The sequence below is a fragment of the Dietzia cercidiphylli genome, assembly GCF_039531545.1.
GTDB classification, from domain to species: Bacteria; Actinomycetota; Actinomycetes; order Mycobacteriales; family Mycobacteriaceae; genus Dietzia; species Dietzia natronolimnaea.
The window spans coordinates 269,621-294,413 of the sequence record NZ_BAAAQG010000010.1; the positions used below are offsets into that span (position 1 = coordinate 269,621).

Annotated in this window: 19 protein-coding genes and 3 pseudogenes; 13 read left to right on the top strand and 9 right to left on the bottom strand. The window is 67.0% G+C overall.

The genetic code is table 11. The annotated features are described in order from the left end of the window. Positions 1 to 123: 123 nt before the first annotated feature. From ABD250_RS11920 to ABD250_RS11935, 4 genes are all read left to right on the top strand, one after another. Positions 124 to 1,296 carry an Rv3169 family protein gene (locus ABD250_RS11920; RefSeq protein WP_182658809.1) on the top strand — a complete coding sequence of 391 codons (1,173 nt, stop codon included), beginning with the start codon at positions 124 to 126 and terminating at the stop codon, positions 1,294 to 1,296. Beyond that, positions 1,293 to 2,291: a TIGR03617 family F420-dependent LLM class oxidoreductase gene (locus ABD250_RS11925; protein ID WP_182658810.1), complete on the top strand. Its 999-nt coding sequence runs from the start codon at positions 1,293 to 1,295 to the stop codon at positions 2,289 to 2,291. The genes ABD250_RS11920 and ABD250_RS11925 overlap by 4 nt, the downstream gene beginning before the upstream one ends. Then, on the top strand, positions 2,288 to 4,816 hold the full coding sequence (locus tag ABD250_RS11930) for a PEP/pyruvate-binding domain-containing protein (protein WP_344392449.1): 2,529 nt from the start codon (positions 2,288 to 2,290) through the stop codon (positions 4,814 to 4,816). Before ABD250_RS11925 ends, ABD250_RS11930 begins: the two co-directional genes overlap by 4 nt. 371 nt (positions 4,817 to 5,187) lie before the next feature. Beyond that, positions 5,188 to 6,288, top strand: a complete 1,101-nt coding sequence (locus ABD250_RS11935; RefSeq protein WP_182658128.1) for a hypothetical protein — start codon at positions 5,188 to 5,190, stop codon at positions 6,286 to 6,288. A gap of 233 nt (positions 6,289 to 6,521) precedes the next feature. Here the strand turns inward: ABD250_RS11935 and ABD250_RS11940 are convergent, their stop codons facing one another. The 3 genes from ABD250_RS11940 to ABD250_RS11950 are packed head-to-tail and all read right to left on the bottom strand — an operon-like array spanning position 6,522 to position 10,282. After that, a complete protein-coding gene (locus ABD250_RS11940; RefSeq protein WP_182658129.1) occupies positions 6,522 to 7,586 on the bottom strand; it encodes an ABC transporter ATP-binding protein in 1,065 nt (354 codons plus the stop codon). Further along, positions 7,579 to 9,195, bottom strand: a complete 1,617-nt coding sequence (locus tag ABD250_RS11945; protein WP_182616912.1) for an ABC transporter permease subunit — start codon at positions 9,193 to 9,195, stop codon at positions 7,579 to 7,581. Before ABD250_RS11945 ends, ABD250_RS11940 begins: the two co-directional genes overlap by 8 nt. Before the next feature lie 40 nt (positions 9,196 to 9,235). Continuing rightward, a complete protein-coding gene (locus ABD250_RS11950; protein WP_182658130.1) occupies positions 9,236 to 10,282 on the bottom strand; it encodes an ABC transporter substrate-binding protein in 1,047 nt (348 codons plus the stop codon). Positions 10,283 to 10,561: 279 nt separating this feature from the next. On the opposite strand from ABD250_RS11950, the gene ABD250_RS11955 reads away from it, so the two are divergent. Then, complete coding sequence (locus tag ABD250_RS11955) at positions 10,562 to 11,143, top strand: HdeD family acid-resistance protein (protein WP_182658131.1); 582 nt, start codon at positions 10,562 to 10,564, stop codon at positions 11,141 to 11,143. Between the two features lie 462 nt (positions 11,144 to 11,605). Continuing rightward, positions 11,606 to 13,912 carry a glycoside hydrolase family 3 C-terminal domain-containing protein gene (locus ABD250_RS11960; RefSeq protein ID WP_344392453.1) on the top strand — a complete coding sequence of 769 codons (2,307 nt, stop codon included), beginning with the start codon at positions 11,606 to 11,608 and terminating at the stop codon, positions 13,910 to 13,912. 22 nt (positions 13,913 to 13,934) lie between these two features. Here ABD250_RS11960 and ABD250_RS11965 read toward each other — a convergent pair. From ABD250_RS11965 to ABD250_RS11980, 4 genes and pseudogenes are all read right to left on the bottom strand, one after another. Beyond that, positions 13,935 to 14,495 (bottom strand): annotated as a pseudogene (locus tag ABD250_RS11965) (dihydrofolate reductase family protein); the annotation flags it as partial. Between the two features lie 108 nt (positions 14,496 to 14,603). After that, complete coding sequence (locus ABD250_RS11970; protein ID WP_182657875.1) at positions 14,604 to 15,176, bottom strand: GNAT family N-acetyltransferase; 573 nt, start codon at positions 15,174 to 15,176, stop codon at positions 14,604 to 14,606. A gap of 164 nt (positions 15,177 to 15,340) precedes the next feature. Next, positions 15,341 to 16,117: a 23S ribosomal RNA methyltransferase Erm gene (gene erm, locus ABD250_RS11975; RefSeq protein ID WP_182657866.1), complete on the bottom strand. Its 777-nt coding sequence runs from the start codon at positions 16,115 to 16,117 to the stop codon at positions 15,341 to 15,343. Between the two features lie 335 nt (positions 16,118 to 16,452). Further along, entirely contained in the window at positions 16,453 to 16,917 is a 465-nt protein-coding gene (locus tag ABD250_RS11980; RefSeq protein WP_182657867.1) for a DUF1801 domain-containing protein, read from the bottom strand. A gap of 47 nt (positions 16,918 to 16,964) precedes the next feature. Here ABD250_RS11980 and ABD250_RS11985 point away from each other — a divergent pair. The 3 genes and pseudogenes from ABD250_RS11985 to ABD250_RS18100 form a co-directional block, all read left to right on the top strand. Beyond that, positions 16,965 to 17,150, top strand: a pseudogene (locus ABD250_RS11985) (VOC family protein); the annotation flags it as partial. Between the two features lie 203 nt (positions 17,151 to 17,353). Beyond that, positions 17,354 to 17,977, top strand: coding sequence for a class I SAM-dependent methyltransferase (locus ABD250_RS11990; protein WP_182657868.1), 624 nt, complete (start codon positions 17,354 to 17,356; stop codon positions 17,975 to 17,977). A gap of 94 nt (positions 17,978 to 18,071) precedes the next feature. Beyond that, positions 18,072 to 18,299: pseudogene (locus tag ABD250_RS18100) on the top strand (DUF6653 family protein); the annotation flags it as partial. 86 nt (positions 18,300 to 18,385) lie between these two features. On the opposite strand, the gene ABD250_RS11995 reads toward ABD250_RS18100, so the two are convergent. Together ABD250_RS11995 and ABD250_RS12000 are read right to left on the bottom strand one after the other, a co-directional pair. Then, complete coding sequence (locus tag ABD250_RS11995; protein ID WP_344392456.1) at positions 18,386 to 18,856, bottom strand: hypothetical protein; 471 nt, start codon at positions 18,854 to 18,856, stop codon at positions 18,386 to 18,388. A gap of 219 nt (positions 18,857 to 19,075) precedes the next feature. Then, complete coding sequence (locus tag ABD250_RS12000) at positions 19,076 to 19,633, bottom strand: CAP domain-containing protein (protein WP_241730475.1); 558 nt, start codon at positions 19,631 to 19,633, stop codon at positions 19,076 to 19,078. Positions 19,634 to 19,968: 335 nt separating this feature from the next. Here ABD250_RS12000 and ABD250_RS12005 point away from each other — a divergent pair, with 335 nt between their 5' ends. From ABD250_RS12005 to ABD250_RS12020, 4 genes are all read left to right on the top strand, one after another. Then, entirely contained in the window at positions 19,969 to 20,274 is a 306-nt protein-coding gene (locus ABD250_RS12005) for a hypothetical protein (RefSeq protein WP_182657871.1), read from the top strand. 326 nt (positions 20,275 to 20,600) lie between these two features. Next, positions 20,601 to 22,580 carry a type I restriction-modification system subunit M gene (locus tag ABD250_RS12010; protein WP_182657872.1) on the top strand — a complete coding sequence of 660 codons (1,980 nt, stop codon included), beginning with the start codon at positions 20,601 to 20,603 and terminating at the stop codon, positions 22,578 to 22,580. Further along, positions 22,577 to 23,911: a restriction endonuclease subunit S gene (locus ABD250_RS12015; protein ID WP_182657873.1), complete on the top strand. Its 1,335-nt coding sequence runs from the start codon at positions 22,577 to 22,579 to the stop codon at positions 23,909 to 23,911. The genes ABD250_RS12010 and ABD250_RS12015 overlap by 4 nt, the downstream gene beginning before the upstream one ends. A 2-nt stretch (positions 23,912 to 23,913) precedes the next feature. Beyond that, the coding region (locus ABD250_RS12020; protein WP_344392460.1) for a type I restriction endonuclease at positions 23,914 to 24,793 on the top strand (880 nt) is incomplete at its 3' end.

The window sequence follows — 24,793 nt, forward strand, 5'->3', positions numbered from 1 at the left end:
CGTCCCGCGCCAGACCGTCCCTCGACGGACTTTGCCGATTCCCCGCCAACCGTGCGCGCGTCTGTTGTCATGGGTTCACCCTAGTTCCAATACAGTGCGCATCGTATTATCAGGGAGAGACCCGTGAAGCTCAGCCCGCTCGACGAGTACCCGATCCACCAGACCCACGCGCCGGTCACCTGGCCGGCCACGTCCGACCGGAACTTCTACGACCGGTCGTACTTCAACGTGCTCGACCGCGAGGGCCGATTCATGGCCCTGACCGGGATCGGGTACTACCCCAGGCTCGGGGTCAAGGACGCCTACTTCGTGGTCCGCCGTGGTGACACGCAGACCGCGGTGCACCTCAGCGACGCGATCGACGACGACCGCCTGCACCCGAACGTCGGGGGCTACGCCCTCGAGGTGATCGAGCCGCTGCAGGAGCTGCGCCTGACGCTGGCTCCGACGGAGGGCATCGCCGCGGACCTGACCTGGCGGGGACTGTTCCCCGCCGCCATGGAGGAGCCGCACTCGATGCTCACCGACCGGCGGGTGACGCTGCAGGCCAGCCGGTTCGCGCAGCTCGGCTCGTGGGAGGGGTGGATCGAGGTCGACGACGAGCGGTTGGAGGTCACCCACTCCTCCTCGGTCGCCGCCCGGGACCGCTCGTGGGGCATCCGTCCCGTCGGCGAGGCGGACGCACCCGGCCGCCCGGACACCGCGTTCCGGGGGATGTGGTGGCTCTACCTGCCCCTGGCGTTCGACGACTACCAGTTGTTCCTCATCCTGCAGGAGGACCCCGACGGCCACCGCAGCCTCTACGACTGCACGCGCCGCTGGCGGGACGGCCGCGTGGAGCAGCTCGACGGCGTGCGCGTGGACGTGGACTATCGCGTCGGCACGCGGATCCCGACAGGCGTCCACGTGGAGTTCATGAACCGCGCCGGCGATCGGTTCCGGCTGGACGTGGAGTCCAGGCTGTACGCGCCGATCGCGTTCGGCTCCGGGTACGGAGGCGACTCCTCCTGGGCGCACGGCAGCTGGAAGGGCGAGGGGTTCACCGAGCGGGTGAGCTTTGACCTCACCGACCCCGACGTGATGGCCGGGGCCGCGTTCAGCCTCATCGACCATGTCGGCCACGCCGTCTGCACGGAGGCCGACGGGACGACCCGCGAGGGTGCGGGCCTGTTCGAGCACGGCGTGATCGGGCCCCACCACCCGTCAGGCTTCACGGACTGGACCGACGGTGCGGGTTCGGGCTCTGACTCCGGCTCGGTTTCGGGTTCGGGCTCCCAGAACGGAGCGCAGGAGTGAAGGTCATGACGGCCCTGTTCGGGCCCACCGACGTGGTCCACCGCGCGGAGGCGCTCAAGGAGGCCGGTGCGGCCGGGGTGTTCACCTTCGAGGGACCGCACGACGTGTTCACCCCCCTGGTGCTGGCCTCTCAGGTCCCCGGGCTGGACGTGATGTCCAACGTCGCGATCGGGTTCCCCCGCAACCCCATCCAGCTGGCGCACCAGGCCAACGATCTGCAGCTGCTCAGCGAGGGCCGGTTCGTCCTGGGCCTGGGCACGCAGGTGCGGGCGCAGATCGAGAAACGTTACGGGGCCGAGTTCGACCGTCCCGTCGAGCGGATGAGGGAGCTGGTGGGGGCGCTGCGGGCCATCTTCGCCACCTGGGCCACCGGCGAGCGCCTGGACTTCCGCGGAGAGTACTACCGACACACCCTCATGACCCCCACCTTCGTCCCCGGGCCCAACCCGTACGGTCCGCCGCCCATCTACCTGGGCGCGCTCGGGCCGCGGCTGACCCGGGCCACCGCGGAGGTGGCCGACGGCCTGCTGGTGATGCCGTTCGGGTCGAAGAAGTTCCTCCACGAGGCCACGATGCCGGCCGTGCGTGCCGGACTGGCCGCCGCCGGTCGCGGCGAGGAGGACTTCGAGGTGGTGCCCGAGGTGATCGTGTCCGTGGCCACCGGGGCCGACGACGACCACGTGTCCACGCGCCGCCTGCTGGCGTTCTACGGCTCCACGCCGGCGTACAAGCCCGTGCTCGACGCCCACGGGTGGGGCGACCTCCAGCTGGAGCTGAACACCATGTCCAAGCAGGGCCGCTGGCAGGAGATGACGTCGTTGATCAGCGACGACATCCTGCACACCATCGCCGCGTGTGGCTCCCCTGCCGAGGTGGCCGCGCACATACGCGACCGGGTCGACGGGGTGTCGGACCGCCTCTGCCTCTACCAGACGGGACCCATCGCCACCGATGCGCTGGCCGAGATCGTCGAGTCGCTGGGAGGCGACCGATGACCCCGACGGTGGTCGAGTTCGATGAGGTCGCCGACGATCGCTACGGCGGGAAGGCCGCGGGACTGGCCGAACTCCGGCGCCTCGGCCTGGACGTTCCCCGGGGGTTCGTGATCGCGGACGCGTCGGATGACCTCGTCGTCGTCGACCTCTCCCGGTGGTTCGACCGCATGGCCGACGCCGGCGCGACGCCGGTGGCCGTGAGGTCCTCGGCGGCCGGGGAGGACGGTGAGGACCACTCGTTCGCCGGCCAGTACGACACGGTGCTGGGCGTGGACTCCGCGGCGCGCTTCGTCGACGCCGTGCGCACGTGCGTGGCCTCGGTGGACTCCGGCCGCGCCGCGTCCTACCGCGCGGAGCCGGTGGCCACCGCGGCGTCCACCGCGACGGTCGGCACCGGGGCCGGCACCACGGCCGCGGACACGGCCACGGACACCTCCCCGACGCCCATGCACCTGGTGGTGCAGCAGATGGTGGACGCGCGCGCCGCCGGCGTGGTGTTCACCGCGGACCCCACCAGCGGCCGGCGCGACCTCATGGTGATCGACGCGGTCGCCGGCCTGGGCGGGGCGCTGGTCGACGGATCGGCGTCGCCGGACCACCTCGTCCTGGATTCCGGCGGCGGGGTGGCCGTCCGGGAGTACGACGACGAGGGGGTCCTGTCCCCGGAGGAGATCGCGGCCATCCGGTCGGGCGCCCTGCGCGCACAGCAGCACTGGGGCAGGCCGATGGACCTCGAGTGGGCGATCGATCGGGCAGGCAGGCTCTGGTGGTTGCAGGCCAGGCCCATCACGACCCTGCCCGCCGATCTCGGCGAGATGGACTCCCCGCTGGCCGGGGAGGACCACGTCTACACGCGATGCAACATCGGGGAGATGATGCCGGGGGCGTTCTGTCCGCTGACGGCGTCGGTCTCGGGGTTCGCGATCGACTACGCCATGCAGGCAATCCAAGTGGTGGCCCGGGCCCAGGCGAGCTACGACCAGCCGTGGCTGCAGGTGGGCTACTTCTCCGGGCACATGTTCCTCAACCTCACCGAGGGCACCGCGCTGAGCTCGGGCATCGTGGGCAACTCTCTCGAGCAGTTCTCCACCTCGATCTGCGGACGGGTGGTCGAGGAGCTGGTGCCCAAGCCGCCCAAGCCGTTCCTGCGCAGGCTCGGCAACACCATCCGCCTGTCCTCCCACGCGCTGTCGGCGGGCCCGGCGATCCGGCGGTTGGAAGGGCAGATCGCCGCCTGGCGGGTCCCGACCAGCGAGGACCCGCGGCTGGTGATGGAGCAGTTGGAGGCCGGCGTCGAGCAGTACTGCGACGTGACGCTGACCCATGTGCGCTCGTCCTCGCGCGCCGCGGTCGCCGCCAACATCCTCGAGAGTGTCCTGATGAAGCAGGCGGTCAAGGCCGGCCGCAGCGAGGACTCCGGCCGCACCGACGCGGCGCGGCTCATGGCCGGCGCCTCCGAGGTGGAGAGCGCGGTGATGCTGGAGCAGCTGGACTCGGTGGTCCGCGCCATCGCCGCCGACCCCCCGGCCGCCGAGGGGTTCCTCGCCGCGGATCCCGGCGACGCGGTCACCACCCTCCGGGCCTCGACCAGTGCCGCGGGCGAGCGACTGCGGGGGTTCCTGGCCCGTCATGGTCACCGCGGCTACCGCGAGCTGTGCATGCGCGATGCCTCCTGGGCCGAGGATCCGGAGGGGCTCGGGGCCATGATGCAGGTGATGGTGCGGTCGGCGCAGGCGGCGGGCGGCCGCGGGCCGGGCCCGGCGCACCCGGGTGCGGGTCCGAATGCGGCTGCGAATGTGGACGTGGACGAGCCCGGCTCCCCCGTCATCCGACTGCTCGCCCGGTTCGCGCAGGAGGGGGCTCGCGGGCGCGAGGAGACCAAGGCCAAGATGGCGCTGATGGCGCACGCGCTCAAGCGGGGCTACCGCCACCTCGGTGAGGTGCTGGCCGCCGCCGGGCGACTGCCCGATGCGGACCTGGTGTTCTTCTTCGACCGCGCTGAGCTGGCCCGGATCGTCGGGGCGGGCGACGATGACGGGAAAGGCGCTGCCGAGGGGTCTGGCGAGATCGGCGATCTGGTCCGAAGCGCCCTCAAGCGCCGGGAGGCGCTGGCGTTCCAGGACGTCCTGGAGTTCCCCGACGTCTCGGTCGGCCGCCCGGTCCCGCTGATCGCCCGGCCCCCTCGGGAGGCGGCGGGCGGCGAGATCATCGGCCGGCCCGCGAGCCGCGGGTCGGTGGAGGGCGTGGTGCGCGTGGCGAGGTCGATCGTGGACGCCCGCGAGGTGCAGCCGGGAGAGATCCTGGTCGCGCCCGTCACGGACGTGGGCTGGACGCCGTACTTCACGGTGATCGCGGCGCTGGTCACCGACATCGGCAGCTCGGTCTCCCACGGGGCCGTGGTCGCGCGCGAGTACGGCCTGCCCTGCGTGGTCAACACCCTGGTGGCCACGCAGACGCTGCGGACCGGAGACCGCGTCCGCGTGGACGGGGACCGCGGGGTGGTGACGCGGCTCGGGGGCCAGTAGCTGTTGCAAAGGTGCTCGGTGGCGGGCCGTTCACTCCGAAAGGCCCAAACCAAGTAAGAACTAAGGTTGATCGCGTGAGTCGGAAACGCGGTTGTCCTGACAGAAGATCGAATTCTTATCTGGCGAACATCTCAATGAAGACTCCACTCTGCAGGCTCGTCGTGAACATCGTCGCCGCAATGCAGAGGTCAGAAACTGCCTAAGAGCACGATAATTTGCCGTCAGTATTTTCACCGAATTTTCCAGTCGGCGTCGGGTTTAAACGAACTGAGACACCATATTCCGCCCACCCCTTCCGCGACGTTATCGCGTCAGGATTTATTCTTGGTAACTCACCGGGAGGCCTGGGAGCAACTGTATCCTCCACGGGCATGACGACACAGCAAGCCATCGATCGGTGGACTATGGTCCTCGACGAGATACTGATTCCAATGACACCCACAATCCGACTGATGCAACAAGCCGAGCGGTTCCCCTCCCCCAGGCAAGCGCCGGGCGCCATCAAGGCAGCAACCGATGCGCTACTCAGTGCATGGGTCACCGACCCACCACCAGCGGGCACATCGTTGCACGAGGCGCTGGAGCCAGCTGTCACAGCAGCAAGAGAATTGAAGCCGAATGACGACCGGCTAGCTCCGATCCACAGCTATTTTGATCTGCTTCAAACAGTGCGTTCACAGATTCAAGCCCTCAATACGGATGCAGATATAACTGTCGACGAAGTACTGCTCGACATGAAGCTAGAGTTGAAGCTCTCGGTGCTGGTGTCCCGTCTCGGGCACCGGGGAATAATGAGCCTTATTGATCAGCGACGACAAGACTATAGCCGCTCATTTAGCAAGGATGCCGACCTCCCGGATTATTTAGACCTCGATACGATGAACCCAACAAACGAAGTCTCCGCGACCACTCTCAGTTTCTCTGCCATACTTGCAATGGCCGACCCAGGGATCCTGACATTTGATGAGTTAATGATCGGGGACGACCAAGCCGACAAGGCCCTGACCTTGAAGCGCTTTGCGGGCCAGTGGATTGTTTCGTTCTACACGGAGTGGGAAGACCTATTTCGCAAGCAGCTCGCGGGAATTCATGGCTGCTCTGTCAACGACATTAATTCGCAGTTCATACAAGAACTCGGACGGATGCGGAACGACTTTGGCCACGGGCGCGGCATCTGCAAAAAATCGGCCAATAACAGACTGCTCAAGTGGTTCGAGAAGGGTGAACCAATCATTCCGACTCATGAGAACTACCGGCAGCTTTTTGAAGAGCTCGAGAACGCGTGCGTGGCGCTGAGAGTCGCTCCTACTTCTCGTGATGTGCCTATTCAACGTCAGCCAGTACGAGCGAAGGTGGCACCTGACCTTAATTCGGAGTTCGATCGGGCCGCTGCTGCGGTCCCAGACCTGACTGCCGACGAAGCCCTTACAGAAGCACTGCGCAACTGGATAGATAGGAATGCTACTGAGTGACTTCTTCCGTGCCAGGATAGTCGCGACGAGAGGGCAGCCGAGGCGATCTCCGGAGACTGAACATTTTTGGATTCGAACTCGCGCAGTTGCGGTCTCCGCGGTATCCAACTCTCAGTTCACGAGAGCGCCCACGGGATACTTCGCAATCAGCTCGCCGAAGAACCGGAGATCGGTTCCACGGATACAACGCGAGCATTCCCGGACCGCTGCGGACCAACTGGTCGCCTTCAAGGTCATTCGAGCACCCTGGGGTAGACGAACCCGCGCCTCACCCGCGCGCCGCGCGGGGTCGGCGACGTCTCGTCCACCCCCGAGGTCAAGACGCGCAGCTCGAGGTCGCCGGACCGGCAGATCACCGTACGGCCACGACGCCCGTAAAGGCTGGTGACCACCTCGACGGGCAGGACACCGTCGCCGGCGGGCTGATCCACGAGCTCCACGCCGTCGGGAGGCAGCGCGAGGTGCGCGGGGCCGTTGACGCGTCCGGACGGGAAGTCCAGCGCCTCGAGGGGGACACTCACCCTGCCGTCGTCCGAGCGGAACCGGCCGTCGCCCATGCTGCCGGCCACGCAGGTCGCGTCGTGCAGGAAGCGCGCCACGAACTCGCTGTTCGGCGAGGAGTCGAGTTCCGCGGGCGACCCCACCTGCACGAGCCGACCCCGGTTGAGCACCGCGACCTGGTCACCGATCGCCAGCGCCTCGTCACGGTCGTGCGTCACGTGGACCATCGTGAGCTCGTACTCCGCGGCGAGCCGGCGCAGCATCAACCGCAGGCTCGCCCGCAACGGCTCGTCCAGGGCCGAGAGCGCCTCGTCGAGCAGCAACACGGCGGGCCGCGCGACGAGCGCCCGGGCCAGGGCCACCCGCTGCCGCTGGCCGCCCGAGAGGGTGTCCGGCGCGCGGTCGGCGAGGTCACCCAGTTCGACGGTTTCGAGGACCTCCGCCACCCGCGCCTCACGATCCGTCCGATTCCACCGGGCGCGCCTGAGCGGGTAGGCCACGTTCTCGGCGACGCTCATGTGCGGCCACACCGCGTGGTGCTGAAAGACCATGCCCAGCCCCCGGCGCTCGGGCGGCACCATGATCCCGTCGCCCACCAGCACACGGTCCCCGACCCGGAGGGTGCCGGCGTCCGGTGTGACGAAGCCGGCCACCGCCCGCAGGAACGTCGACTTGCCGGAACCGGACGGGCCGACGAGTGCCAGGATCCGACCGGCGTCCACGTGGAGGTCGACCGAATCGAGGGCACGCGTGGCGCCGAAGCGCACATCCACCCCTGTGGCGTCGAGTTCAGACATTCAGCTTCCCTGTCTCCGAGTCGGGCCTGGTGAACCGGGACCCGAACAGCGCCAGCACCACCAGGCCCACCAACATGAGGATCACCGATAGCGCGGACGAGGCGTTGACGTCGCCGGCCCGCTGGTACTGGAAGATCACCACACCGAGGGTCTGCGTCCCCGGCGAGACGAGCAGGACCGACAGCGTCAGTTCGCGCACGGCCGTGACGGCGACCATGATCGCGCCGATCCCCGCGGCCGGCAAGGCCAAGCGCACGCTCGTGTCGAGGTGCGCCCGGAACGGGCCCGCCCCGCCGATCCTGGCGGCCTCCTCCATCGACGAATGCATGCCGGCCAGCGGGCCGCGCACCGTCTGGACCACGATCGCCGCGAACGCGGTGATGTAGGCACCGAGGATCACCCATCCGGTGTTGTAGAGCCCGGTGTACCGGCCGAGGATGAGCCATCCGGTGGCGATGACCAGGCCGGGGACGGCCTGCGGGAGCAGCACCGTCAGCAGCATCGGCTCACGGTCGGCCCGGGCGAGCCGCGTGGTGAACAGGCCCACCGCGAGACCGAGGATCCCGCAGAGGACCCCGGCCCCGATCGAGAGGACCACCGAGTTGGTGGCACCGTTGATCGTCTGTGCGGAGGTGAGCACGCGTTCGTAGTTGCCCAGCGTCATCGTCTCGAAGGTCAGCGGTACCCCCGGCGCCGGCAGGAGGGACCTGACCACGAGGCCCGCGAGCGGGGCCACGGTGGTGACGAGGCCGAAGACCCAGGCCACAGCCGAGACCCCGGCACGCGACCGCCCGAGCGACATCGTGTCGAACTCCCGCCCGGACCCGCCGAACTCCACGACCCGCTTCGATATCCGACGATCGAGAATCGTGCCGATCACGCCCAGCACCAGCAGGATGATGCCGATCTGCGAGACCACCTGGAGCGGGGAGTCCACGGTCCCGGATTCGAGGTAGCGGTAGACCATCGTCGACAGCGTGTCGAGGCCGCCGGGGACGCCCACGATGATCGGGATGCCGAAGTCCCCGATGCTGCTGACGAAGGTCAGCGTGAACGCTGCCGCGATCGCCGGACGGATGAGCGGCAGTGTCACATCCAGCTGCGTCCGCAGGGGTGTGGCACCACCCATGCGTGCGGCCTCCACCAGGTCCGCGGGGATCCTGCGCAGCGCTGCCGCCACCACGAAGTAGGCGATGGGATAGGCGTGCAGCGTCAGGAGGAACGCCACGCCCGAGAACCCGTAGAAGTCCCAGGGCGCGAACCCCAGCGTGCGGTCGATGAGTCCACCCCGGGTGACCAGGCCCGTCCACGCGATCGCGCCGATGAACGGAGGCACGAACAGCGGCGTGAGCAGCAGCAGCTTGAGCGGCCTGCGCCCGGCCAGGTCGGTCCGGTCCAGCAGGAACGCCATCACCGTGCCGATCACGACCGCCCCGACCGCCGCCGCGAGCGAGGTGGTCACGCTGTTCACCGCGGCCTGCACGATGCCACCGTCGAGCAGGAGCGGAAGGTGGTTGGCCCCGAACCCGAGAGAGACGACCAATGCCAGGGGCAGGACGGCGATCCCGAGGAGCGAGGACCAGAGGACGATCCGGATCGGCAGGGTCACAGGCGGGATCGGGGGTCGGGTCGGGGGCGGACGCGTGGCGTCAGCGGATCGCCTCGTTGAACGCGGACACGGCGGCGGCCTGGTTCTGGGCGATCGCCTCGAGGTTCTGGTCGAACAGCGCGATCTGGTCCAGCGACGGTGCGTCCTCGGGAGTGCCCACGTCGTCGCGGACCGGCAGGTAGTTCTGCTCGACGGCGATCTCCTGGCCACGCGTGGAGACGACGAAGTCGAGGAACAGCTGGGCCGCCTCCGGGTCCTGCGCGTCGGCGAACACCGCGCCCGGCTGGGTGATGTACGGGACCCCCTCGTCGGGGTAGCTGACCCCGATCGGCGACCCCGCCGCAGCCAGGTCGCGCACCAGGTAGTCCACCACGATTCCGATCGGACGCGATCCCTCGGCGACGGCCTGGGCCACCGGACCGTTCGATTCGGCGACCTGGGGGGTGTTCGCGCCCAGCGCCTGGATCCACTCCGGGCCGAGGTCCGGGTGCAGGCTCCACGCCGAGGCGTTGAACGCGGCCGCGCCGGAGATGTCCGGGTTGGGCAGGACGATCCGCTCGGCGTACTCCGGCTCGGTGAGCTCGGCCCAGGAGGTCGGCGGCTCGTCGACGTCGTTCGTGTTGTAGGCGATCACGGTGGGGATGATCCGCGTCCCCACGTAGTAGCCGTCGGGGTCCACCGCGACCTCGACGAGCGCGTCGGGCTCGCTCGGGGTGAACTCGCGGAACAGGTCCTGCTCCTTGTGGCCCTCGAACGTCGGGACGTCGGCGGCCAGGAGCACGTCGGCGCCGATCTGCCCCGTGGCCTGCTCCGCCGCGATCCGGGCGCGGAGGTCACCGGTCCCGGCGCGGAACACCTCGACGGTGATGTCGGGCTGCTCCTCGTTGAAGGCCGAGATGATCTCGTCGATCTTCGCCTGGGGCTCGGAGGTGTACAGGGTGACCGTGCCGGTGACCCCGTCCCCGCTCGCCGTGGTCTCGCCTCCGTCGTCCGGCTCGGCGCACGCCGTGAGCGTGAGGGCGCCGGCGACCGCCAGGGCGGCTGCCCGGGTCAGGAAACGCGTACCGATTCGAGCGGTCGTGGTCATTGTGCTGTGAACTCCTCAGATGTCGACTGGTCACGGTGATCCGCGACGGTCCACCATGACACTTCAGGATTCTCCCCCAGTTCCGTGCGCCTGAACGCCGGATGAACAACGCGGGAGGACTCCGCTCTGGGATGGCCGGAGGGCCGGCGAAGTGGTGCTCGCCGTCGCCCCGAGGTCGGGCGACCTGGCAACCCACCCCGCCGACGGCCCGACCAGGCTAGATTAAACTCCGTTGATCGCGACCGCGATCGTCCGCCTCTCCCGAGCGAGGTCCCCGGAATGACCACGTCCACCGCCCCCCGATCCACCGCCCCCCAGGCCACCGCCTCCCAGGTCGCCAAGAGCGTTCGCCTCGCGCTGGTGATCGGTGGCCTCCTCGCCATCGGCTTCGGCATCGCCGTTCTTCTCTGGCCCGCCAAGACCGCCGTCGCGATCACCGGGGTGCTCGCCTTCTACGCCATCGTCGCGGGCGTCGTCTACGTCTCCATCGGCCTGCTCGCCAAGAGCCACGGGACGGGAAGTCGCGTCGGCCATGTCCTGTTGGGCCTGCTGTGGGTCCTCGCCGGCGCCTACGCCTTCGCCTCGCTCCAGCAGTCCGCGGCCTTCCTCGCCGTCTTCGTCACCGTGATGATCGGCGTCATGTGGATCATCGAGGGGTTCACCGCCCTGTTCACCCTCGGTGAGTCCGGGGCGAAGGGCGTGACGATCGTGTTCGCGATCATCTCGGTCCTCGCCGGCGTCTCCCTGCTGAGCACCCCCGTGTGGGGCGCCGGCTTCCTGTGGTGGCTCCTCGGCATCTCGCTCATCGTGCTCGGGGCGCTGAACGTCTTCCGGGCGATGTCCGGGAGGGGCTCACGCTGAGCGCACGCCCCGGCGCGCTCCCGGAATCCGGCGATGCGGCGGGGTCCGCGGACCTCGTCGTCGTCGATCTCACCCGGCTCCGTCCGACGCCCCTCGCCGACGAGCGCGAGCAGGATCACGCCCGGGAAGTAGAGGATGGCGAAGTCGGTGTGCTCGATCCACGACGGCTCGTCGGGGATCACACCGGTCATGAGCGCGAGTCCACCGCCGACCGCGGAGACCCCGTTGAAGAGCAACAACCCGAGCAGGGCCCTGGGGACTGCGTTCATACGCGCCCATCCTATGGACTCGCGGGTCAGGAATACAGAGACTTCGTGCTGGTCTCCGGCGCCAGGATGAGCGAGATGATGGTCAGGACGGACAGCCACTGCCCTCTACGGCTGTGACACCGGCTGACATGCCCGAATTCCTGCCGGGCGCCCCGTGCTACAACTGGACAACGCACCAGGACGGGATCACCACATGGCATCAGACACCGAGGGGTCACCGGACACAGCCGATCAGCAGGTCGAGGACCTCGGACCCGATCTGGGTCTGGATCTCGAGCAGCAGGCCGCGCTCGGCAGCGGCGCGTCGTTCTGGCGCACCGAGGAGCTCCCCGGCGTGCCCGCGCTGGTGCTCACCGACGGCCCGCACGGGGTGCGGTTCCAGTCCGGCGCATCGGACCATCTCGGTCTCAGTGCGAGCGACCCGGCCACCTGCTTCCCCCCGGCCGCGGGGCTGGCGCAGAGCTGGGACCCCGCCCTGGCCCGCCGGATCGGGTCCGCGTTGGCCGCCGAGGCCGTGGCCGCCGGGGTGGGGGTCCTGCTGGGTCCGGGGATCAACATCAAGCGCGACCCGCGGGCCGGCCGCAACTTCGAGTACTTCAGCGAGGACCCGCACCTGACCGGTGTGATGGCCGGGCAGGTGGTCGCGGGCCTCCAGTCGGGCGGCGTCGGGGCGTCGCTCAAGCACTTCGCCGCCAACAACTCCGAGCACGACCGCATGCGGGCGAGTTCCGACGTCGACCCCCGACCGCTGCGCGAGATCTACCTGCGGGCGTTCGAACGCGTGGTCCGGGACGCCCGGCCGTGGACGGTGATGACGGCCTACAACAAGCTCAACGGTGTCTACGCCTCCGAGAACAGGTGGCTGCTCACCGAGCTGCTGCGGGACGAGTGGGGTTTCGACGGAGCGGTCATCAGCGACTGGGGCGCCGTGGTGGACCGGGTGGCCTCGGTGCGTGCCGGGCTCGACCTGCAGATGCCCGGACCCGCCGGACTCGACGACGCCGACGTGGTCCGGGCCGTCGAGGGGGGCGAGCTCGACCGGGCCCACGCCCTGCGGGCCGCGACGGCCGTGGCGCGCCTGGCGGTGCGGGCCCGGAACGGGCCACAGGCGGTGCAGTCCGGCGCAGCGCATCGCGCGGCACCGGTGGACCACGCCGCCCACCACGACCTCGCGCGGGAGGCGGCGGAGTCCTCGATCGTGCTGCTGGCCAACGACGGCGGCCTCCTTCCCCTCTCACCGGCCACCGGGGTCGCGGTGATCGGCGCCTTCGCCCGCGAACCGCGCTTCCAGGGAGGCGGCAGCTCGCACGTCACCCCCACGCGGGTCGATGTGCCACTGACGGAGATCAGGCGAATAGCCGGGGACGCCCGGGTCACCCATGCCACGGGCGTCGGGGGTGGTGACGACGACGAGAACCTGCTCCTCGCCGAGGCGGTGGCAATCGCGTCCGATGCCGAGGTGGCCGTCCTCATGCTCGGTCTGACCGACGACCAGGAGTCCGAGGGCGTCGACCGGCAGCACATCGATCTGCCGGGAGACCAGCTCCGCCTCCTCGAGGCGGTCGCCGCGGTGCAGGACCGGATCGTGGTGATCCTGTCGGCCGGCTCCGTGGTGGACCTGTCCCCGGTGGTTCCCCACGCGACGGCGATCGTGTCCGGGGCGCTGCTGGGACAGGGCGGAGGCCGGGCGCTCGCGCGGGTGCTCTACGGCCACGCCACCCCGTCCGGACGGTTGGCCGAGACCGTCCCGCTGCGGATCGAGGACGCCCCCAGTTGGGACAACTTCCCCGCCGTGGACTCGCACGTCCGGTACGGGGAGGGCATCTTCGTCGGCTACCGCGGGTACGACCACAGGCGGCGGGAGGTGCGGTTCCCCTTCGGACACGGCCTGTCCTACACGTCCTTCGACTACCGGTCCCTGACGGTCGTGGCCGGGGACAACGGGTGGACGGCACGGGTCGAGATCCACAACACCGGGTCGTACCGGGGCCGCGAGGTCGTCCAGATCTACTCCTCGCTGCCGGCCTCGGTGCGCAGCCGGGCGCCACGGGAGCTCGTGGGATTCGGCCATATCGAGCTCGATCCCGGACAGAGCGGACAGCTCGATGTCGTTGTGGAACGCCGGGACCTCGCCTATTGGGACGAGCCGGCCGGGAGCTGGTTGGTGGAGGGTGGCGAGTACGTCTTCGCGGCCGCGGCCTCCAGCCGGGACATCCGGATCGAGGTCTCCGTGCCGATCGACGGGGATCCGCGCCCGGTCCGGATCGACCTCGACTCCACGATCTCCGAGGCGATGGCGGACCCCGACGCCCGGTTGATCCTCGACGAGGTGTTCCGCCCGCTCGCGGCGAACGCCGGTGAGGCGAGCGGCGCCGTGGGAGCCTCGATCGAGCAGCTGGTGGGCTCGATCCCCGTGGGGCGAATGCTCTCCGGGTTTCTGGGGATGGACCGGGAGTCGGTGGCGGGTATCGCCGAGCAGCTCGCCCGGATCCACCGGTGAGCGAGCTGCTCCGCTGGATCTCTCGACGTCTGTAGTGCAGGAGAACGGCCCCGTTGTCGAAGACACGGTGTTCCACCAGCTCCAGGTCGAGCTCGGCACCCGGAGGTAGCGCGTGCAGGCCGCCACCTACCACCCTCGGGACCATGAAGAACCTGAACTGGTCGACGATCCCGGCACTGATCGCCTCGCTCGCCGTGGTGGGTCCGAAGATCTCGACCTCTCCCGCGGCGTCGTCGACGATCTGCTGAAGCCCGGCGATGTCGAGGCGCGGCAGAAGGCGGTCCCGGTCGGACACGAGGTCCGCCTCGGTCATCGTCGAGGACACCGCGATGCGCGTCAGGTCCTTCCAGCGGCGAGCGAACTCGTGCTCGTCGGGGCTCCACGACTCGTCGTCGGGAGGAGTCTCCCAGTAGGTCATCAATTGGTAGGTGTTCAGCCCCAGGACCTCGTGCGACACCGAGGTCATGCGTTCCACGTGAAACCTGAACAGGTCCCCGCCGGGCGCGGTCCAGTCGAAGTCGCCGTTCGCGTCGGCGGCATAGCCGTCCAGCGAGATGGTCGCGGTGTAGCCCAGCGTCCCCATGGTCGTCCTCCGCTGCTCGCGAGGTGGCGGTAGCGAGAAGCCTATCGCCGCGCCGCGGGCTCTCGCACCCTTTCCCCTGACCGCGCAGCTGGGTGGCGATTGTGGGCGTCAGTCGAGTTGACGACGCATGACGATCCGGGGGAAGCCCCCCGCCACCGACGTCGTGGCGGCGACCTTGACGAATCCCGCCTGCTCGAACAGGGAGCGGAACCCCACGAACGCCATCGTCAGGTTGACCTTCTCCGCACCGTTGTCCACGGGTACCGCCTCGACGGCGGGTGCGCCGTGGTCGCGCGCGAACCCGACCGCACCCTCGACCAGCTCCCGCGCCACTCCCTGCCCCCGATACCCGGGGCGGACCCGGATGCAGAAGATCGACCACACAGGTTGAGCGTCGACTGTCGGCACCACTCGTGATCGCGCGATCGGCAGGTCGCGGCGCGGAGCGACTCCCGCCCACCCCACGGGTTCCGGCCCAAGGTAGGCGAGCACGCCCGGTGCGGTGTCCCGCCCGCACAGGTCGCGGACGTACTCGCCCCGGGCGGGACCCGTCAGCGAGGTGTTGGTCTTGGAGTCCAGTCGGTGGCTGAGGCACCAGCACACCGAGGCGTCCGGGTTCTTCTTCGGCCCCAGGAGAACAGCCACGTCATCGAATCGCTCAGCCGGGCGCACCTCGATCATCGCCACGCCACCACTGCAGAAGGTGTCATAGGGCCATCCTTGCCTGAGGTGCCCGGTCGGCGGGCCGGAAGGAGCACACCGCCCCGCATAGCCCCGCACAGCCCCGCGCCGCGGTGACGGGCACCGAGTCGGGGGCTGGGGTCCGGAGCAGATCGGCACCCGCCTCACTTCTGACGCCCCAGTGCCGCGTACAACGCGACCCAGTCCTGCGCGGTGAGATCCCTGGGCAGGGCATCCGGCGCGACGCCCGCCCGGGCGACGACCCCGCGGACTGCAGATCTGCGCCGCGGGTGTACCACGGTGGCCAGGATCGCGGCGATGCCCCGGCCGCGTCCGGTGAAGACGTCGTGCACGAACCGGCGGTAAGCACCACGGTCCTGGTCCGCGAGAAGAGGACGAGGCCTCCGGTACAGGACGAGCAGTGCGCCGTCGACGGTCGGCTCCGGCCGGAAGGCGCGGCGGGGCACCCGGCGATGCAGGGTGAACTCGATCCACGGCCACCACTGCGCGGTCATCATGGTCGCGCCCCCGACGCCTGCTCGCCGACGCGCGACCTCCCACTGGACCAGCAGGACGGCCGTCGTCGTGGACGGGGAATGGAGCAGTTTCCGCAGGATCGAGGTGGTGAGGTGGAACGGGAGGTTGCCCACCACCACATGGGGAGTCGTCGGCAACGGCCACCGCACGAAGTCCGCGTGGACAAGCTCAACATCTGTAGCGAGCGCACCCTGGAGATGCTCGACCGTCCGGGAGTCGATCTCCACCGCCGTGAGTGGGCGATCCAGGGACTGCAACGGGGTGGTCAGTGCCCCCCTCCCGGGCCCGATCTCGATGATCGGCCCCGAGGTGTCGGCGACGATGTCGATCATCTCGTCGATGACGGTGGTGTCAGTGAGGAAGTTCTGGCCGTGCTCGTGCCGGCCGCCCCGATAGGTGGGCATGTGTAGACGCTCCGAATGTAGAGAGTGCGCCCGGGCATGCAGAAGCGCCGCCCGGCTGGACCGCGGAGCGGCGGAAGCGTCCTACAGGAGGGAATCCGCCGCTAGAAGCGACGGTCCCGAATCAATGTGGTGAAGCAGGCCATGACGGGGAGTGTATCGGACCCTCCGGGCGTGGTCCCCGCGATCCTTCCCAGTGGAGCGGTTTCAGTACGGGAGCCATCCACTCGGAGATGAACGCACGCAGCGTGTCGTCAGGACAGCTTCGCGGCTCGGGCCATCTGATCTCCAGCTGGTCCGGGCCCCGGCGGGGAACGAGAAGTGGTGTCGCCGAGCGGCTATGCCGAGTTATCCCCCGCCGCCCGGCGCACTATCTCGCCGAGCTGCTCCCACGCCTTCTCTGTCGGGTCGATCAGTGCGTACGCGGTCGGCCAGAGCCCGCTCTCGTCGTCGAGGGCGGCCTGAGCACTCACACCGAAAGTGGAGTACCTCTCCTTGTCCATCTGCCCGCTGCGGAAGAAGACCACCACCTTCCCGGCCCTGGCGTACCCGGGTTGCCCGTAGTACAGCTTCGGTGACAGGTCCGGCGCGATGGTGGCGACCATCTGGTGCAGTCGCTCGGCCATCTGCCGGTCGCCGTCGGGCATCTCCTCGATCCTGGCCAGAAGTGCCGCCTCGTCCGCAGCAGCCTTCTCCGCGCCCTTCGCGCGCTTCGCCTCCGCCTCCAGCTCTGCGGCGCGCTCCTTCATCGCCGCACGTTCCTGGGCGGAGAACTCCCCCGCCGCGTCACTTCTCTTCGTCATCAGTTCCTCCCGGTGACCGATCGTCGACTGTCTCCGACGCTAACCGGGAGATCATCGCCGAGGGCGTCTACGGCGCGGTCACTCTGGGGACCGACGACCTGGACGGGCTGTTCGAACGCCTGGACGCCGCCGGCGCCGACATCGTCCAGGAACCCACAGACCAGGACTACGGGGTGCGCGACTGCGCCTTACGCGATCCTTCGGGGAACCTCATCCGGGTCAATCAGCTCTGACTGCAGACCAGGGGACGATCGAGTTGCCCGGTGTAGTGTCCGCGCACCTGGGGTCACCATGCGGTTATGCGTGGCGCGACACACCGGCGTTCTAGCGGCGACCACGCCCGAGCACGTACCTTGCCCCATCAGCCAGTGCATTGAGGAGGAAGGTGGAGGAGCACGTGGAGTCCGACAACAGGCCTGGTACTCCCTGGCCCCGCATGAACGGGCAGTCACACGCACCAGGCAACGCGGATACGGTGCACTACGCCTACTCCGCCCGCGCACACGAGTACATCGACCTACTCGGTGACATCGACACCACAGCACCTGAGGACCGCAAGTTGGTCACCCGCTGGGCTCGCGACTGCACGGGTCGCGTCGTCGACATCGGGTGCGGTCCAGGCCACTGGACCGCTTACCTCTCCGACGCCGGCGTCACAGCCGAGGGAATCGACCCCGTGCCGGAGTTCGTGGACCACGCACAGCGCACCTACCCGCAGGTGCAGTTCCGTCAGGGGACATTTGACGATCTGTGCGACGTGCCGGGCCCCTTGGGCGGAATCTTCTCCTGGTACTCACTGATCCACCTCGACCCCGGAGACGTCCCCGAGGCACTGGCGACGATGCGAGCGTCACTGGCACCGGGAGGTCGCCTGCTCCTTGCGTTCTTCGACGGAGAAAAAGTCGAGGAGTTTCCCCATGCTGTGGCGCCTGCCTTCTCCTGGCCCCTGACCTCGATGATCGACGCCGTTCGCCGTGCAGGGTTTGCAGTCACCCATCGGGAGCGTCGACACGATCCCGGTCATCGGCCCCACGCCGCGCTACTCGCCTACCGGGACTAGAAGCCCCACGGTGTGCCGGGTCTCGCCGTCGACCATCCGGAGGAGAGTCGTGATTCAGTAGCCGTTCCGGCGACCGAGGTGCAAGGCTGGATTCGTGGCTTCCGAGGACGGCTTCTACGCCCGCATGTTCCGGCGGCACGCTCATCCAGTCAGTGCATGGTCGAGGCTCCTGAGCGCCCCACTGCTGCTGGTCCCCCTGTGGACTCGCCTGTGGTGGTTGTACGTGCCGATCGGCGCGTGGTTTGCACTCAACCCAGTGATGACCCCGCCCGCTCACAACATGAAGTCGTTTGCGACACAAGCAATCCTGGGCGAAGAGTCCTGGTCTCGGGACCCCAAGTCCGAACCGATGGTCCTGGCCCTGACCGGCATGGCCAGTACTTCGCTCGTGTGCGCCATGGTGGCCAGCTATAAGCACAGAAAGACCGGTGCGGTCGCCTGCACCGGGGTCTTCGTGACGCTCACGTTGTGGCAATGGAGGCTGTGGGCGGACCGATTCACGCGCGAAACAACCCGGACTGCCAGCTGATCCCAGTCGCTGGCGCGGCCTACCTCGGCCCGTGCTGATTTGTTTGGGGCGAGCACCTTGGCGAACCCTGCCAGGTACTCCCTGCTGCGTCGCGCGGCTTGCTGTTCCACGAGCTCGTCGGCAAGCACCTTTGGCACGGAAGATACGTCGACGGCGAGGTGTTCGAGCGCCACAGCCGCCGCGACGGCCTGACCTTCGTAGAAGGCCAGGTCGGGGAGGATCACCTCAAGGGCTCGCGACAGCTCGCCAGCAGCGCGCTCTTCGATCATCGTGGTCACGGACGCCCGATACTGCTCGAAACGGTCCTGCGCCTCTTCGAGATCTCGTCGCAGGACAGAGGGGTCAAGCATCGGCGCGAGCCTCGGTGCCGACAGTAGTCACGAACGCGCCGGTCGCGTCGTTGATGACCATCTCCAGGTTCACACTGTCACTCTAAGCCCCCTCGAGTGACGCTGTTCGAGCCACCATCGCACTGATGCGGCGTCAGACTGATTCGACCCGACTGGCGCTCCCTCGCCGTCACCCGCGTCGCGAGCTCACACACCCTCTCGCCGGACTCGGGGTATCAACTACCTCTCCGATATCGGAGTAGCAAAGTGCTGAACATGGAGATGAGCCTCGGGAAAGCCCTGGTACGCAGCCGTCCGCACGCAGACGCCCACCCTGGTGAAGTCCGGGTTGACGATGTTCGCCCTGTGACCGGGACTGTCCATCCAGCTGTCGACCGGATCGGATCCGCCCGAGGTTGAGTAAAATAGGTTCTCTGCAGCCGTGTAGTAATCGACACCGGCCTCACGGATGAACATGAACGGGTCGCCGGTGCCATCAGGCGCGTGGTGCCCCCAGTAGTCCCTCGCGAGCATGTCGTCCGCTTTTGCGCAGGCACTATCTCGGAGCTTCTCGCTGGCGTCCAGAGTCGGAATACCGTTCTCGCCCCGCATCGCGTTGGTCTGCTCTTCCACCGGCGACGGATCTGCCGGGGGTTCGACCTCAGTCTGACGCCCCGAGTCAACAGACGGGAGTTCCCGATTCACCGCGGCGTCCCACTCTGCGCAGCCGCTCCCCACCATCGAGGCCACCAGAAGTAGCGGAGCTGCCGCGACCTTTGCCACTGTCCCATTCTTCATCCTGATCACCCGATCTGAATGTACCGAGGACACTCAGCCGTAAACTTAAACCCATTCTTAGCGGAGGGTGCGGAATGAAGGCGATTACCAGTGCGGTGACGGCGGTATTGCTGGTTGCGGGACTATCGGGTTGCAGCTCTAGCGGAGGGGAGCAGCCGGCGGAGAGCACCATTGGCTCGACGGTCAGCAGCTCGACACCGTCGAGCTCGTCGACTACAACCAGCAGCTCGACCTTTACCAGCCCAACCAGCGCCCCGCCGAGCTCCACAGCTCAGGCGAACCCTACGACCCCGGCAGCGACCCCCGCTGCCGCTGCCCCGGTGAGGCCGCCGTTCATGGCCCCGGAGGACTTCGACCCCTACGGTCCGCCGCGGTTCGTTCAGTGTTGGGAGGCCAACGCCGCGGTCATGTCAGATGGCTCCATCGTCGCCGACACCGTGAACTGCGGCCGACCGGCCCCCGGGTCGGCGCATGAGGCCGAATATGTCGATCCGCCGCGGGCTGACGGGTGCGTAGGCCCGGCCGCGACTTGCGGTTACTACGACGAAGCTGGCAACCCGATCTGGTTCGACAAAGAGACGGGCCAAATCTCTCCCCGCTACCTCGACGAGAACGGCAACCCCACGATGGACCCGAACTAGATCGCACCCCCGCCTTGGTTGGGCCCAATGGCGGAACCAGCGAATGCATGAGTAAGGCGCCTGGTTCATTGGGCGCCGCTCTCAGCGTTCTGAGAGAGTCGGCGCGGGTCGATGAGCCCGTTGTAGTCCTCGAGGTTGCCCAGGGCGTGCTCTAAGCCGATCCGGGGCCTTGAGGAGGTGGCGGACGCCCGAGTCGGAATAGATCAAGTCGTCGGCGACCTCGGCTCGAGCGCCCGAGCATCTCCGCGGTGTGGCCTGACCACGGACGCCGTGAGCGACCACTACGTTTAGACCGTCAACCATCCTCGATTAAGGAACTACCCGAGTTGCCCACTACCAACGCCGCCTTCATCTGGTCCATCGCCAACAAGCTGCGGGGGCCTTACCAGCCCAATCAGTACGGCGATGTGATCCTGCCGTTCACGATCCTGCGGCGCCTGGACGCGATCCTCGCGCCCACCAAGGCGGAAGTGCTCACCCAGCACGCCAGGTTGCAGGACAGCGGCATCGACCCGTTCGTGGTTCTGCGGTCAAAGTTCGGGCTCCCGTTCTTCAACACCTCGGTGTGGGACTTCAGCAAGCTCGCCGCAGACCCGGCGGGGCTGGCGGAAAACCTTATCGACTACATCGAGGGATTCTCGGCCAACATCCGGGACGTCTTCGACGGCTACAAGCTCCCCGAACTGATCGAGGACCTGGACAAGAAGGACCGCCTGTTCCTTATCGTCAAGGATTTTGCGAACGTGGACCTGCACCCGGATCGGGTCAGCGGACACGACATGGGTTACATCTTCGAGGAACTTATCCGGAAGTTCGCCGAGTCCAACAACGCCCAGGCCGGTGACCACTTCACGCCGCGCGAGGTCATCTCGCTGATGGTCGACTTGCTCTACGCCGACAAGGACCTCGAGCTCACCACCCCCGGCATCGTGCGCACCATCTACGACCCCGCAGCCGGTACGGGCGGCATGCTCTCGGTGGCCTACGACCACCTAGTGGACATGAACCCCGACGCCAAGCCGGTGCTGTACGGCCAGGAGGTCAACTCGCGCTCGTATGCCATGTGTAAGTCGGACATGGTGATCAAGGGCCAGGGCGTGGACAACATCTACAACGGTGACACGCTCACCGACGACGGCTTCCACGGCGAGCACTTCGATTTCCTGCTGTCGAATCCTCCGTTCGGGGTGGAGTGGAAGACACAGCAGAAGGCGGTCAAGGACGAACACGAGCAGCGGGGCTTCGCGGGGCGTTTCGGTCCCGGCCTACCGCGGGTCTCCGACGGCTCATTGCTGTTCCTGATGCACCTGATCAGCAAGATGCGGCCCGTTCGCTCGCCGGACGACAAGGGCTCCCGGCTGGCGATCGTCCTCAACGGCTCGCCCCTGTTCACCGGCGGCGCCGGCTCCGGCGAGTCCAACATCCGGCAGTGGATCATCGAGAACGACCTTCTCGACGCGATCATCGCGCTGCCGACGGACATGTTTTACAACACCGGTATCTCCACCTACATCTGGATCCTGGACAACGCCAAGACCGACGAGCGCAAGGGCAAGGTCCAGCTCATCAACGCGGTCGAGATGTTCGGCAAGATGCGCAAATCGCTGGGCTCCAAGCGCAAGGAACTGCGCCCGCATGACATCGAGAAGATCTGCGAACTCTACGGCGGCTTCGAAAACCAAGACAACGACGACGACGAGGCGCCCGCCCTCTCGAAAGTGTTCGCCAACTCGGAGTTCGGATACCGCACCATCACGGTGGAACGCCCTCTACAGCTGCGGTTCCACATCACCGAGGAAACGGCCGAGCTCGTGCTCGCGACTAAGGCGATCGCCAAGCTCCCTGCGCCTGACCAGGACGCCGTCCGCAACGCCCTCGCCGGTCTCTCGGGCCGCTCGTGGACCAACCGCGACGCCTTCGTCACCGAACTCAAAGCAGCCCTGAAGTCCGCGGGCATGACCAAGGTCAGCGCCCCGGTCATCAAGACCATCTGGACGACCATCGGCGAACACGATCCCGAGGCCGACGTCATCACCACTAAGGGCAATCCCGAGCCCGACGCCTCGCTTCGCGGTACTGAAAACGTCCCGCTGGCCGAGAACATCGAGGACTACTTCGCCCGCGAGGTCCTACCCCATGTACCGGATGCGTGGATCGACCACGATAAGACCCGCATCGGCTACGAAATCCCCTTCACCCGCCACTTCTACCGCTACACCCCGCCCCGACCCCTCGAAGAGATTCAAAAAGACCTGCGCCAACTTGTGACGGAGATCCAGGCCATGCTCGCAGAGGTGGGCGCGTGACAAACCGGCTGCCATCGACTGGCCAAGAAATTAGCAACCCGGGTCCCACCGCCACGCCCGCTGGCTGGCTTAGCGTGCGCCTTTCAAGGATCCTCGACGGGATTAAGGATGGCACTCACGGCTCATTCGATAGAGTGCCGGAAGGCGTCCCTTTACTCAGCGCTAAGAATGTTAAAAATAAAGGCTTGACGGTGAGTGACGCCGAAAGCCTAATTTCCCAAAGCGACCATGCATCGATTACCGCTGGCGGCTACCCCGCTCGCGGCGATGTCCTTTTGACAATCGTTGGAACGATCGGCCGCTCATGCGTGTATGAGTTTGATTTCCCATACGCCTTCCAGCGTAGCGTGTGCTTTTTACGTCCATCACCGAGAATCAACTCGCACTATTTAATGTATGCGACACAAAGCAAGCATTTCCAAGATCAGCTTGCGTTATCGACCAAGGTTTCGGCTCAGCCCGGAATATACATGGGCGACGTTTCTGCCTGCACAGTCTTTCTCCCTCCAACGTCCTGCCAAAATAAGATTGTCGAGTTCCTCGACCACGAAACCGCTAAAATCGATGTGTTGATCGACAAACAGGAACAGCTCGTCGCCAACCTGCGCGAGGACCGCGCCGCAACCATCACACAGGCAGTCACAAAGGGCCTGGATCCAAGCTGCGAGCTGGTGAAATCAACCTCTGGATGGATCGACACTTTTCCGATCCATTGGGAAGAGACGAAACTGAAGTGGAATGTCTCGACAGTAACCAGTGGGTCACGAGGCTGGGCGCAGCATTATTCTGACGATGGCGACTACTTCATCCGTATTGGCAACCTGACCCGCGGTTCCATCGGTTTCGACGACTCAAGCGTGCAACGGGTTTCTGTGCCGTTGCACGCCGAAGGCTCCCGAACTATGACGCGGGAAGGGGACTTACTGTTCTCCATCACCGCCTACTTGGGTTCAGTTGCCGTGGTCGACAAACACCACGTTGGAGCTTTCGTCAGTCAACACGTCGCCCTCGCTCGGCTTGCTGGATCGAGCCTCGATCCGAACTACGTCGGCTACGCAATGTTGTCCGAAGTCGGCCAACGGCAACTGAAGGAACAGGCGTATGGGGGAACCAAAGTGCAGCTCAGCCTCGATGATATTCGTAGTATCGCACTACTACTCCCACCCAAGGAAGAACAAGCTTCAATAGTCTCATTTCTCGATTCCCGCTGTGCCCACATCGATGCGTTGATCACAAAGTCAACGGAGACGATCGACACCCTGCGCGAGTACCGATCTGCCCTCATCACCAATGCCGTGACGGGGAAGATCGACGTGAGGGAGGCTGGGTAGTCATGGCCCAGCATCACGAGTCCGTGCTCGAGGACGAGATCTGCGCCCATCTGGCTGCGCACGGCTGGGAGTACTCGCCCACCGATTCCGGGTACGACCGCGAGCTCGCCCTGTTCCCGGAGGACGTGTTCTGGTGGTTGCAGCACTCCCAGTCCGACGAGTGGGAAAAGCGCGTCAAGCCCGCGGACCCGCCCGCGGCTCAGGAGAAGTCGAAGTCCGCGCTCCTGCAGCGCCTCGCCAAAGCGCTGTCGTCTGATCTCAAGGCCGACGGCGGCACCCTTGCCGTACTGCGACGGGGCTTCAGCGACTTCAACGCCATCTTCGCGATGTGCCAGTTCAAACCCAACTCTGGACTCAACGCGACCACCGCCGCCAAGTATCAAGCCGTGCGGTTGAGGGTCATGCGGCAGGTGCACTACTCCAAGTCCAGCCCGAAGAAGTCCATCGACTTGGTGTTCTTCGTCAATGGCATCCCAGTGGCCACGGCCGAGCTCAAGACCGACTTCACACAGTCGGTGGAGCATGCGATCGAGCAGTACAAGAAGGACCGCCTGCCCAAGGGTGAGCCGCTGCTCGGCTTTGCCACCCGCGCCTTGGTGCACTTCGCGGTGTCCAACACCGAAGTGCACATGACCACCCGGCTCGCAGGCCAGGACACCTTGTTCCTGCCCTTCAACCGCGGCAACGGCCACCACGCCGGCAACCCGCCCAACCCGAACGGCTCGGCCGCCGCCTACCTGTGGGAGACCATCCTCGCCCGCGACACCTGGCTGGAGATCCTCGACCGGTTCATGCACCTTGGGATTACCGAGAAGCGCGATCCGGACACCGGCAAGAAGACCCGCAAGGAGACCCTGCTCTTCCCGCGCTACCACCAGTGGG